The organism is Mycolicibacterium sp. MU0053, from assembly GCF_963378095.1.
GTDB lineage: Bacteria > Actinomycetota > Actinomycetes > Mycobacteriales > Mycobacteriaceae > Mycobacterium > Mycobacterium burgundiense.
Map to the genome: position 1 here is coordinate 3946329 of NZ_OY726397.1, position 12492 is coordinate 3958820.

The 12492-nt window shown below is 72.4% G+C and carries 8 protein-coding genes; 3 read left to right on the forward strand and 5 right to left on the reverse strand.

Annotation, left to right across the window (positions count from 1 at the left end; genetic code table 11):
- Window positions 1-7 precede the first annotated feature (7 nt).
- Entirely contained in the window at window positions 8-1192 is a 1185-nt protein-coding gene (locus RCP80_RS18675) for a type VII secretion-associated protein (protein ID WP_308479094.1), read from the reverse strand.
- Window positions 1162-4791 carry a type VII secretion protein EccCa gene (gene eccCa, locus RCP80_RS18680; RefSeq protein WP_308479095.1) on the reverse strand — a complete coding sequence of 1210 codons (3630 nt, stop codon included), beginning with the start codon at window positions 4789-4791 and terminating at the stop codon, window positions 1162-1164. Before eccCa ends, RCP80_RS18675 begins: the two co-directional genes overlap by 31 nt.
- Before the next feature lie 101 nt (window positions 4792-4892).
- Between eccCa and RCP80_RS18685 the strand changes: the two genes are divergently transcribed.
- Complete coding sequence (locus tag RCP80_RS18685; RefSeq protein WP_308479096.1) at window positions 4893-5945, forward strand: EsaB/YukD family protein; 1053 nt, start codon at window positions 4893-4895, stop codon at window positions 5943-5945.
- The gene (gene mycP, locus RCP80_RS18690) at window positions 5942-7312 is read left to right on the forward strand and encodes a type VII secretion-associated serine protease mycosin (RefSeq protein WP_308479097.1); all 1371 of its coding nucleotides are present in this window, start codon (window positions 5942-5944) and stop codon (window positions 7310-7312) included. Before RCP80_RS18685 ends, mycP begins: the two co-directional genes overlap by 4 nt.
- Here mycP and eccB read toward each other — a convergent pair.
- The 3 genes from eccB to RCP80_RS18705 are packed head-to-tail and all read right to left on the reverse strand — an operon-like array spanning window position 7226 to window position 10402.
- A complete protein-coding gene (gene eccB / locus RCP80_RS18695) occupies window positions 7226-8590 on the reverse strand; it encodes a type VII secretion protein EccB (RefSeq protein WP_308479098.1) in 1365 nt (454 codons plus the stop codon). The two genes, mycP and eccB, sit on opposite strands and share 87 nt — an antisense overlap.
- Window positions 8591-8642: 52 nt before the next feature.
- Window positions 8643-9698 carry a polyprenyl synthetase family protein gene (locus RCP80_RS18700; RefSeq protein WP_308479099.1) on the reverse strand — a complete coding sequence of 352 codons (1056 nt, stop codon included), beginning with the start codon at window positions 9696-9698 and terminating at the stop codon, window positions 8643-8645.
- The gene (locus tag RCP80_RS18705; RefSeq protein ID WP_308479100.1) at window positions 9695-10402 is read right to left on the reverse strand and encodes a hypothetical protein; all 708 of its coding nucleotides are present in this window, start codon (window positions 10400-10402) and stop codon (window positions 9695-9697) included. The genes RCP80_RS18700 and RCP80_RS18705 overlap by 4 nt, the downstream gene beginning before the upstream one ends.
- 81 nt (window positions 10403-10483) lie before the next feature.
- Here RCP80_RS18705 and RCP80_RS18710 point away from each other — a divergent pair, with 81 nt between their 5' ends.
- Window positions 10484-12487: a hypothetical protein gene (locus RCP80_RS18710; protein WP_308479101.1), complete on the forward strand. Its 2004-nt coding sequence runs from the start codon at window positions 10484-10486 to the stop codon at window positions 12485-12487.
- The last annotated feature ends 5 nt before the right edge of the window (window positions 12488-12492 follow it).

Sequence of the window (12492 nt, forward strand, 5' to 3'; positions counted from 1 at the left end):
CTCCTCCTCAGCGAATTCGGTGTGCGGAGCGGATTGCGAGTTCACAGGCCGGTTGCGCGTGGTGGGTGTCCCCGGGCGGACTCTGGCAGCCGACGCCGATGCGGATGCCGTCCTCGACGAATACGGTCCAGTCGATCTCCGCGTCGGCGCGGACCTCGCGGTAGGTCACCGCATCCCGTCCCGCGCGAGCGCGGGCCGACTCGAACTCGAGGAACACCCCCGGCGGTTGTTCGGCCAGCACGGCGCGCAGCGTGGCGGCCACGGCGCGCAAGTCCTGTCCCGGCACCGGCGCCTGGGTGAGATGCACTACCGCAGCGGGATTGTCGGGAGCGGCGACCTCCAGGCGCGCCGACCCGGGTCCCCCGGTCACCCGCCGCACCAGCCAGCCCTCGGGGATGTCGGCGGTGATGCGACCCTCGACCAGCGCCACCGTCGACGACACCGACGCGGTGTGGGACTCGGGGCGCAGCAGCCATCCCACCCCGAGCCCGGCCAGCAGCACCGCCGCGAGGCCCACCGACACCCCGCTGGGTCGGCGAGCGACGACCGGGGTGGGCGTCGGCGGGGCGGGCTCCGGTGCTGCGACCCACCGATTCGGGTCCACCCGGCGTACCGGCACCCCGTCGGCACGCAGCCGCGCCGCGATCAGCTCCGCCAGCGCGGCGGCGCCGGGCACCTCGGCCGGCGCATCCAGTGCCACCGGTCTCGGTGGTTGGCCCGCCACCAGCGCGGTCACCCGGGTGGCGACGTCACCTGGTGCCGCCGAACGGGATTCGCCCTGAATCGGCTTGCCGCCGGCCGACACCAGCACCAGCTGCGGGGCGATCTCGACATGCACCGACCCCGGTCCGACCAGCGCGGCACGCGAACTGGTGACGACCCGCCGCACGACGCCGCGGGCCAGCTCGGCCACCAACGCCGGCCTGGTCGCCGGCCACCAACTCGGGTGGATCAAGTGGGCCTGCTGGGCGTCGCCGAGCAGCGTCGCGAACACCTGCCGCCACACCGCGGCGGTGCGCACCGCCCGGTCCCCCACCACCGTCACCGGGTCATCGCCGGCCGCCAGTGCCGCTCGCGCCAACACCGGGTCCACACCGGTGCCCGCGGCCGGCCCGAGCCGGCGGACCGTCGCCGGGCCGAGTTCGCACACCGCGACCCGGGTCACGGCGCGCTCCACGCGACTTGGATGCACTGTTCGCCACCTGCCCGGGTGATCAGCACCGCGCGTCCGGGCGGCAGCACGGCGGGGCGGCTCGATGCCAACAACGGGCCCTCGTCGGCACCCGCACTCAGTTGCAGTCCCATGGCGTCGCTGTGCCGAACCGCGGCGAGCAGCGGCTCATACAGCGCTCGCCCGGCCCCGGCGGCGGGCCGAGCGATCAGCAGGTGCAGCCCGACATCGCGGGCCAGCGGCAAGATCTCGGTCAATCGCGTCAGCGCGCCCTCGGCCGTACCCGTCGCCACGTCGTAGTCGTCCACCAGGACGAACACCGCGGGACCGTGATCGGCGGCGGTCGTGCGGCGGTGCAGCAGCAGGAGCAAATCCTCGATCACCGCCACCAGGTCCGCGCCACCGCTGACATGGGTCGCGCCCGGCACCGCGGTCATGGTCCGGCGCGGGTCCACGACGATCAGCCGGTGCCGCCGGTCGATCTGGGCGGCGATCATGCGCAGCGCCGAGGTCTTTCCGCTGCCGCGGTCGCCCAGGATCAGCAGGTGCGGTTGGACATCGAAGTCCAGCGTCACGGCGCCCAGGCGATGCTCGTCCACGCCGATCACGACCTGTGTTCCGGAGCGGGGCGTGGCCGCGAGGGCGGCATGGTCGACCAGGTGCGGCAGCACCCGGATCGGCGGCGCCTGCCGGTCGGGGTAGCGGTCCCGCAGCGCGTTGGCGGCGGCCGCGGTGGCCTCGGCCAGACCGGTCGCGCTCGCGCACCCGTCCAGCCGTGGCAGCGCGACCGTGAGCGCGTTGCCCTCGGGGGTCAGGCCGCGCCCGGGCCGACCGGCCGGCACGTTGCGCGCGGCGCGCCGGTCGATTTCCGAGTCGATCGGGTCGGCCAGGCGCAGCTCGATCCTGGTGCCGATCTGATCGCGCAGCGCCGGCCGCAGATCTGCCCACCGCCCGGCCGCGAGCACCACGTGCAGTCCCAATGAAAGCCCTTCTGCCGCAATCATTGTGATGGCCTGCTCCAGCTCTTCGTATTCTTGGCGCAGCGCCGCCCAGCCGTCGACGATCAGGAACACATCGCCGAACGGGTCCTCGGTGTCGTCGACACCGGTGGCACGGTGGTGCCGGTAGGCGGCCATCGAGTCCAGGCCATGCCGGGTGAACAGCGCCTCGCGGCGGCGCAGCAGGGCGGTCAGATCCGCCACGGTACGACGAACGAGTTCGACGTCGCGGCGGCACGCGATCGCGCCCACGTGCGGCAACTGCCGCAGCGGCCCCAATCCGCCACCGAAATCGAGGCAGTAGAGCTGGATTCGTTCCGGCGGGTGGGTGGCGGCCAGCGCCAGGCACAGCGTCCGCAGCGCGGCGCTCTTGCCGGACTGGGGAGCGCCGATGACGGCCACATTGCCGGCCGCTCCCGACAGCTCCACCAGCGTCGGCTCCCGGCGCTGTTCGAACACCCGATCGGCCAGCCCGACCGGGATCCGCAGATCCTCGACCGCGGCCTGCGACAGGACCTCGTCCAGGCTCGGCGAGTGCGGCAGTGGGGGCAGCCACACCGGGTGGGCCGGCGCGCCGTGGTCGGCCACGGCATCGAGCACCGCGTCGAGCAGCGTCGCGGTCGACGGGGCCTCGACCGGCGGCCGATCCGGCAGGCTGGGCACGCCGGCGAATTCGACCGGGGCATTGACCGGGGCCGGCCGCGGCGGGGCGGACGGCACCGCCGCCGAGACCAGCGCGGCCTGAAATCGCAGCGGGTCGCTCGCGCCGACCTTCAAGAACGCACCGCCCGGCGCGGTCGGCAGCTCATACGCGTCGGCCACGCCGAGTACGGCCCGAGATTCGCCGGCCGACAGGGTCTTCAGACAGATTCGATACGACAGGTGCGATTCCAGTCCGCGCAACCGCCCCTCGTCGAGACGCTGGCTGGCCAGCAGCAGATGGATGCCCAGCGACCTGCCCAGGCGCCCGATCGCGACGAACACGTCGACGAACTCGGGATGTTGGCCGAGCAACTCGGCGAACTCGTCGACGATCACCAGCAGGGTCGGCAGCGGCGGCAACGGTCGCCCGGCGGCGCGGGCCCGCCGGTAATCGGCGATGCCGCCCACATTGCCGGCCTCGCGCAGCATCCGTTGGCGGCGATTGATCTCCCCGGTCAGCGCGTCCTGCATGCGGTCCACCAGGTAGGCCTCGTCGGCGAGGTTCGTGATGATCGCCGAGACATGGCGCGCGCGATGCAGGTCGAGAAACGTCGCCCCGCCCTTGAAGTCCACCAGGATCAGGTTGAGTTCCTCGGGCGGGTGGACCGCGATCATGCCCACCGCGACGGTGCGCAGCAGTTCGGATTTGCCGGAACCGGTTGCTCCGATGCACAACCCGTGCGGGCCCATGCCGCCGGCCGCGGCCTCGCGAATGTCGAGTTCGACGGGGCGACCGGATTCCGCGCTGCCCAGTGGGACTCGCAACTCGCGCGGATTGTCGCCGCGCCACAACGCTTCGGCGTCGAGGGCCTCGAGGCCGGTGAGACCCATCAGGTGCAACCAACCGGTGCCGGCGCGCGGGCTCGCCCCGAGGTGGTGCCGGGCCAGGCGTCGCGCGCACGCCAGCGCCTGCGCGGTCGGCATCAGATCCGGTGCCGCCGTGCGGTTCTCCCGGCCGCGGACGGTGACCTCGGTCGGCGTCACGGTCAGGTGTAGGTCGGCCCCCTCGGCCCCGCCCACCGCGAGGACCGTGGCCCCCGACGGCCGGGCCCCCGAGGTGGCGCAGGCGTGGTCGAGCACCACCAGCAGTCGGGCACCGTCGCGCGGTGCCGCGCCGAGGTCGGTCAGCGCCTCGAAGAACATCGGCGGATCACCGTTGTGCGGCAGCCATTTGACCCAATCCCAGTGCCCGCGGGTGGTGGCACCGGCCACCACGGCGACCCGCACCTGATCCGGGCCGTGGGACACCGCGAGTTGGCAGAGCAGTGCGCGCGCCAGCGCCCGCGCCCCGTCGCGCTCCCCGGCCACGGCCACCACATCGGCGGCCAGCAGGTCGATCGTCACGGCCATGTCCGGCAGCACGGCATGGGCCTCGAGGAACCGATCCAGCGCGGTGTGCGTGACCGGATCGCCCATGGTGATCGACGACGCGGCGGCGACCCCGCCCGCCCGCACCGGCCGGACCTCGGGGCCGATCTCACCGCGGCCCACCCGGACCCGCCCGTACCCGGGTTCGCCGGCGCGGCAGCGCCACATCAGCGCGGTGCCCGCCGACGTCCACAGCGCCGCGGGGTCCGGGTGCCGGTCTCGGCTTCGATCCTGTTGTCGCACAGCCGCTTCGCGCAGTTCGCCCCCGATCCGACCCAGATAGGACAGATAGTCGTCGCGGTCGCGGTCGAGCTTGGCGTTGCCGGCCCCGCCCACGCCGTACGCCAGCGACGTCAACATCGAGACGATCATGATGACCGGAAACGCCAGCAGCGCCGGGTGTTGCGGGGACGGCCCGGCACCACCGACACCGACAGCGACCATCACCGCCGCCCCGGCCAGCAGACCGAGGACGGGCAGCCACCTCGTTCGGCCCCCGCCGGCGTTGTCCCGCGGTACGGCGGGCGGTTCGGACACGGTGAGCTCCAGCACGGACGTGACGCTATGCAGCGGCGTCACACCCGGCAATTCACCCGGCCCGGGCTGTGGATCGCCGTGCACCCGCGCCGGACCGGGCGGCCTACCGTCGCGGGATGCGAGTATCGATCCGTCTCGACGACACCGGTTTTGACGTCACACTGCCCGACGATGTCGCGATCGCCGAACTGCTGCCGGCGGTCTGCGACATCGGCGTCGGTCACGGCGCCGATCCGTGGACGGCGCCGCTGGCCAGGCATGTCTATGTGCCCACGCTCGGTCCGCTGGACCCGTCGACGACCCTGACCGAGGCCGGGGTGGCCGACGGCGATCTGCTGCTGGTGACCGCGACGCCCACGGCGCCCGTCGCCGCGCGCGGCACCGACAGCGCGGACGTGTTGTGCGCCACCGTGCACGCGCAGTACCGGTGGGACTCGAGGTCCACACAGGTCGCGGCGCTGTCCGCGGCGCTGTGCGCGACCGCCGCGCTCGGGTACAACCTGTTACCGGGTGCGGTGGTACCGCGGCTGCTACTGACCGCGGCGGCGGTGGCGTCCGCAGCGACCCTCGCCGGGCGATGGGACGCCGGTACCGCACCGGTGATGCACCCGATCGCCGTCGCCGCGGCGCTGGTCGGCGCGGTCCTGCTGCCCGCCACCATGATCGACGCCCCGGCGCCGAGCGCGGGGATCGCCGTGGCCACCGTCGCGCTGCTGGTGCTCGCGGCCGCCGGCCGGATCGCATTGTTGCCGACCGGTGACCCGGTCGAGACGATCCGGGTCCACGGCCTGCTGGTCTCGGGCACCGCCGGTGCCGCCGCGTTCGGTGCCGCGCTGGCGGCGTTGGGCGCTGCCGGCCCGCCGGGTCGGGTATTCGGTGCCGTCGTCGCGACGGTGCTGCTGACGCGCGCGGCCCATCGGCAGCCGCCGGCGTCGCGGACGGTGCTGCTGGTGGCCGGAATCACCACTGCAACAGCCTGGTTCATCACCTTGTACCCGCTCGGGCCGCAGTGGACCACCGGCATCGCAGTGGCTGCGATGGGGCTGGCGGTGTCGGTTCCGTCGCTGGCGCGCGCACCCGGCGCGCCGGCCGTGCTCGGCGCGGCCGAACGCATCGCGCTGGTGGCGACGCTTCCGGCGGCGTGGTGGGCGCTGGAGCTGTACCGATGACGATCCTCCGGTTCCTCGCGGCCGCGACGCTGCTGGCCGTCGGGGTCGGGGTGGCACCGCCGGCCCACGCCCTGGACCGCCCGGTGATCGACGGCAGCCGATTGCCCGCCCCGGCCGCCCCGGCACCGCCGACCGCCACCCGCCAACGCCAGACGTGCGCGGTCCCGCCGGACCACCGCGGCCCCGCCACGGCGGCGAACGCGGTGGCGATGCTCGGTCTCGATGCGGCGTGGAACATCACCCGCGGGCAGGGGCAGCGCGTGGCCGTCATCGACACCGGCGTCGCCCGGCATCCACGGCTCGCGCGACTGGAGGGTGCCGGCGACTACGTCGGCGCCGGAGACGGCACCCAGGACTGCGACGGCCACGGCACCATCGTTGCCGGAATCATCGCCGCGGCACCCGATTCCGCCGACGGCGTCGGATTCGCCGGCATCGCACCGGAAGCCACCGTGCTCAGCATCCGCCAGTCCAGCACCAAGTTCGGCCCCGCCCACGATGCGACGGCGGTCGGCTTCGGTGACGTCGAGACCCTCGCGATGGCGGTGCGCACCGCGGCCGATCAGGGCGCGACGGTCATCAACATCTCCTCGGTGGCCTGCCGAACCGGCTCGCTCGAGGACCGGGCATTGGGCGCCGCGCTGGCCTACGCGGTCGACGTCAAGGATGCGGTCGTGGTGACCGCCGCCGGCAACATCGGCGGCGCCGCCCAGTGCCCCCCGCAGCCGGCGGACGGCGCCGCGCGGTGGGACAGCGCCACCGTCGCGGTGAGCCCGGCCTGGTACGACGACTACGTGCTGACGGTCGGTTCGGTCGACGCGGACGGCGCCGCGTCCGCGTTCACGCTGGCCGGCCCGTGGGTCGATGTGGGCGCCCCGGGCGAGCACCTGATCTCGCTGAACCCGGCCGGCGGCGGGGTGACCGCCACGCTGCCCACGCCGGACGGCGACCGCCCCCTCTCGGGCACCAGCTACGCCGCTCCGGTGGTGTCCGGGCTGGCGGCGCTGATCCGGTCCCGGTTCCCGGAACTGCGCGCCCGGCAGGTCATGCATCGCATCGAGGCCAGTGCGCAACGCCCGGGCCACGGCTGGGATCCGGCGATCGGCAACGGCGTGATCGACCCGCTACGGGCCCTTGACGGTGAACCGATCACCGCGGCGCCGAGCGCCGAGGCGCTGGGTCGCCCGATCGAACCGGAGCGCCGCTCCGGCCGCGACCCCGATGCGCGGACCGCGGCCCTGCTGGGCGCGGGCGGGTGCGCGGTGGTGCTGCTCGCCGCATCAACGCTGCCCGGTCGGCGTCGCGGCAGTCACGACGTCGTGGGCCACCAACGCGGCCGCCCGACTCAGGGTCGGGCCCGCCGGTAACGCGGTGACCAGCTGCCACGGCGCCGGCAGCGCCGCTGCCGGCAGACCGAGCAGCCCGGCGGTGTCCGCGTCCTCGACCGCGAACCGGACGCCGGTCTCGGTCACCACCACCGCGGACCGCGGGCCCCGTTCGGGCCGCACGTACAGGCTGCGGCCCGGTGGCAGCACCACCTCGTCCACGGCCGGACCGGTGCCGTCGGCCTGCGCCAACCGCACGCCGCCCGGACCCGCGGCGGTCCCGGCCCGCAGCGTCACCGGTTGCCCGGGCAGCCAGGTCGCGCAGACCACCGCGGCGTGGTCGCGGCGCGGCAGGTCGACACGATCGGGATAGGTCGAGACCGCCAACGCGCCGAGGGTGGGCACCGCGCGCACGGCCGCGGGCGCGACGTCGGCCATGTCGCGGCCGACACCGCCGAACCTGATCAGGTCCGCCGCGACCGCGCCGATCCGCTGCAGCCCACCGGTGAGCACCACGAAATGCTCGGTGTCGTCGGCCCTTTCGATCCGGATGACGTCACCGACCATGGTCCCCGGCAAACCCTCCGGCCCCGGGTTGCCGAGGTCGGGGACGCGCGGGACGGTCAGCGGTGCCACCTCGGGCACCGCGCCCAGCAGCGCCGCCGAGACCGGGATGGGGGTCACGCCCTCGAGGCGCAGCGCCCGCACCACTGCCGGATCCTGGTCGTCGAGGGCCGCGCGTTTGCCGTCGTACAGCAGATGGGTGGTGCCGCTGGGGCCGCGGACCAGGATCGCGGCCGCACCCGTCAGCACCGCGGTGCCATCCTGCGGCACCACTCCGGCCAGCACGGTGGTCTGGACGCCGTCGCAGACCGTCCAACTGGACTCGGCCTCGGTCAACGGTGCACCGATGCGTTCGGGTGCCCCCGGGATGCCGACCAGCGGACCGCGTCCGGCGGCGTCGATGGCCGCCGGGGCCACCGCTCGGGGATGCTCCGCCCGGCCCGCGGCCAGCCGCGCCGAGGTGAGGTTGAGCGCCGGGTGCAGGACCGCATCGATGCGCACATACAGCGCCCCGGTGTCGCGGTCCAGCACGATGGGCGCATCACCGAGGTGCGCCGGCGGCCGCAGCAGGCTCAACACCAGGGCCCCGGCGGACAACAGCGCCGCGACCGCCGCCCCGACCAACATCCAGAACGGCGGGGTACGGGCCGAGTCCGGGCCGCCGCGCGGGTCTGCGTGCACCAGGGCCCGTTCCCGCCGGCGGGCCAGATAACGCCGCGCGCCGGCCTGCAGCGGGCTGCCGGGTGGGCCGATCACCGCCTCACCGTAGGTGCGCCGCGGGGCGGCCGGTGTGCAGCGATCCACAGGCTCAGCGCCACCGCGCCCACACGTAGGGCACCAGTGCGCGCAGGAACTCCAGGTCGGGTCCCGGCTGCGCGTCGGCGAAGGCGGCCTCGAAGTAATCCTCGGCCACCAGCAGGATGCCCTCGGCGTACTCGCGGGTGTACTGGATGCTGCCGTAGTCGTCCAGCAACGCGCGGATGGTGCGCACCACTTCCTCGGAACGCTGCGCGCGGTCGCGCCGCAGGTAGTCGCGGACGAAGTCGGCGTCGGCGCCCCGGGCGGTCGCGATCAGATGAACCAGGGCCAACGTGCGCTTGCCCTCGTAGAGGTCGCCCAGGATCTCCTTGCCGTAGGCGTGTTCATCCCCGATCAGATTCAGCAGGTCATCGCGGATCTGAAAGGCCGCCCCGAAGTGGAACCCGAACCGGATCAGCGGCGCCAGGTCGGCGGTGCCGCCGGAGCCGATCAACGCCCCCACCCGCAGCGGGTAGATGGTGGTGTACCAACACGTCTTGTGCATGATCAGCTCGAGGTAGTCCGCCGGCAGCAGATCGGCCGTATTGTCGCGCTGCCAGCCGATTTCGGTGGCCTGGCCCTCGAGCGTGCGCATCGCCATGAGGTCGAACTCGGCCAGCACCCGGTCGGCGAGATCCCGGTCGAGGTGCCGAGTCGCCTTGCGCAACACCTGGCTGGCCACGATCGCCAGCCCGTCGCCGGCGTTCAGCGCGGCCGCCATCCCGTGGCTGGCGGCCAGGGTGGGCCGCCCGCGTCGCATCTCACTGCCGTCGGCGATGTCGTCGTGCACCAGGAAGGCGTTGTGCAGCAGCTCAATCGCCACGGCGACACCGAGCAGGGACGCCTCCGATCCAGCGCCGAACGCGCGTCCGGCGGACAGGCACAGCGCCGGCCGCAGGGCCTTGCCCGGCCGCGCCGGGTACTCGCGCATCGGCGCGTACAGCCAACGCACAGGTTCGCCGTCCGGCATGGCGTCGAGCATGGCGCGGCGCACCTGTCGACCCACCGCCCGCAGTTGATCCTCGACGGCAGCCACCAGCTCGGGACGGTCGTCGATGCTGGTCATGCGCGGTGGCCGCCGACCTGTACCGCCAGCGGCAGCCACAGCTGCGGGTGCCGCTGCGCCAGCAGCGTGCCCCGATAGCAGCCCGGCGGCACGCCGTCGGCCACCCGCACGGTGACGTCGACGCCCCGGCTCGAGCGGGCCGGCACCGGTATCACCCGCGGGTCGATCGACACCGCGGCCGCCTCGATGGTGCCGCCGTCGGCCGCGAGGAGGTCACTGCACCGCAGCGTCACCTCCCCCAGGTCGGATCTGCCCAGATTGTGCAGCCACACCTCGGCGGTCGCCACCCCGGGCGCCGGGACTTCCAGTGCGATGCGACCGGAGGGCGTCGCGGTGGTGAAATCCAGTGCTGCGCCATTGGATTCGCTCGATTCTGGCGACGATCTGCCGGCTGAGCCGCCCAGCATCTGCGCCATCATCGACATCCACGACCGCAGCAGGGGCTCGATATCGGTAGCGCCGAAGATGTCCGCGCGTCGGTCCTGAGCCCGCTGCCGGTCGGAGTCCGCACCCGAGGGATCGGGGCTCTTTCCCGCGCCGTCCAGTCCGGTGGCGGCAACGCGGATGAACCTGTCCACCAAATGGCTCGCGGCCCGCAATCCCTCGGCCTGAATGCCGGTCAGGGCGCGCATGTTTGCCGCCGGATCGAATACCGAAGCCCACGGAAGATCACCGTTCGACGCGGCATCGCTTCCGGTTTCCACGGGCCTACTCCTTCGAATTCCAACCCGCATTCGGGGCCGCGTGACGGTATGCTAACTGCGCTACGGGTCCGGGGAGGGGCAATGGCTGCGTTGCGTTCGCTGCTTGAGGTTTACGGGGCGTTAGACGCTGCGGTGATTCATGCCACCGATGCCGCGGTCGGAAGTACCGTCGATGAGTTCCTGCCGGGGGCCTCGGCGAACACCGGCTGGTATCGCGAATTGGAAACTCTGTTCTTCGGGCCAAACGCCAAACTCGAGCCCAGCTTCTCCGATGCCGTCGAGGACATCGAGCGGGAGGTGCTGGCCGACAAACCGCTGTCCGCCGGGGAGAAGTCCCGGCTGCTGTATGCCACGACGGCGATCAGCCGGGTGCGCCAGGACGCCGGGAGTTCGCCCGCGGCGCCCACCTTGACCGCCACGCTCGGCGACGACGCCTTCGAGAATTCCCTGGCCAAGGCACTGGCGCTGGTCAGCCCGGGCGATCCGGCCGGGTCACAGAAGCGGGGTTATCAGCACCGCCGCGATGCGCTGCTCGACGACTGCCACCAGCCCGACAGCATCGTGCAGCAGTTCCTCGCCGACCTACCGTTCCGGATGTCTCAACGCGCCCAGTTCTACGGTTTTCGCGAGTATGCCGTCGCCCAGCTGCGGCTCGACCCGGCGATCCTGGACATCCCGGTGTGCCACGCCGCGGTGATCGATGTCTGTGGCACGGAAGCCGTTGTGGTGGATACCGAATGCAGCACCACGCTGGTATCGCTGGAGGACTTGAAGAAGATCGTCAACCCGTTCAACTGGCATCACAACTACAACGACTTCTTCTGCAGCATGGACGCCATCGGCGCACCGGAACGCCCCGACGGCTGGCGCCGGGTGCTCGAAGGGGTTGGCCTGTGCAAGGTCACGAACTGCGTCACGTTGAAGACCGCGCTCAAGTACCACCTCTCGGTCAGCGATGAGAACGAGCTGATCCCTTGGGCCCGACTCGATTACGATTTGGACGACCCCTGCCCGGGCCGGGGCGGCGACGGCCGGGTGACCGTCGACCGCGGCTACATCAACATGTGGGCGCACAACGACGCGAACAACGCGGCCCACCAGGGGGTGGCCATCCGGACCCGCAAGGTCGTGCACATCACCGACGTGTCGCCGTATGCCCAGGCCAGGCTGGTGTGTATCACCGGCTACGGCACCGCATCCGGTGATTTTCTGATCGGCGCGGCCCAGGACCCGGACAAGCAGTGCGAGGGATTCGACTACTACGACACCGGCGTACCGGTCCCCGCGACACCGACACCGGATCCGGCCGCGGCCACGGTCGCCTCGGACGGCACCCCGCGTCCCGCCGACCACGCGGTGACCACCGCGGTCAAACTGTGGACCGATGCCGCGGCGACCATCAGTAACAGCTATTCCAAGCTCGCGGGCAAATGGTCGGCCGGCCAGCTGAGCCTGAACGATGTCACCGAGCACTACCGGGGCGTCACCGAACAATTGGTAACCAAGCCGCTGGCATACCTCGACACCGTCAGCCGGCCACGCTACCCGGCCCCGGTCGCGGAACGCCCGTCCGACGACGGCTCCGGGAACGCGGTATTGGTGCACCAGGAAGCCACCGCGAGGGCGCTGTGGGATCAGCTCCGGATCATCATCGACAACGCCGCGGCCGAGGACAAGGCCGGAACGTGGGGGGTCAACGGTTGGATCCGGACCATCCACGACCTCATCGACCTGCAGATACGTACCGCGGCGAGTTATCTGAAGGCCGCCGCGTCCGGACCCTGGTTCGGCGCCGTCGCCGTCGGCACCCCGTGGCCGTCGGAGCGGGTCTACGTCAAACCCGAGAGCTACCCGCGCCGCCCCAGCGCCGAGGGGTTCAGCCGGGTCGGGCTGTGCAACGACACCGTCGAGGACACCCTGATCGGTTTCCGGCCGGCGGTGCTGCCGGCCAACGCCGACCACTTCGTGGTCTTTCTCAAGGACGAATGCCGGATCGGCTCCAACTATCGGGGCACCGTCCGGTTGTCGAGATGCGACGGGGTGGCGGGCGAACCCACGGCGCAACGCGTCACCGTCGGACTGTGAGCGAC

Excerpts from the sequence above, each read along its gene's own strand:
- RCP80_RS18685 (WP_308479096.1), top strand. The coding sequence starts at position 4,893 with ATGCGAGTATCGATCCGTCTCGACGACACCGGTTTTGACGTCACACTG.
- mycP (WP_308479097.1), top strand. The coding sequence starts at position 5,942 with ATGACGATCCTCCGGTTCCTCGCGGCCGCGACGCTGCTGGCCGTCGGG.
- RCP80_RS18700 (WP_308479099.1), bottom strand. The coding sequence starts at position 9,698 with ATGACCAGCATCGACGACCGTCCCGAGCTGGTGGCTGCCGTCGAGGAT.
- RCP80_RS18710 (WP_308479101.1), top strand. The coding sequence starts at position 10,484 with ATGGCTGCGTTGCGTTCGCTGCTTGAGGTTTACGGGGCGTTAGACGCT.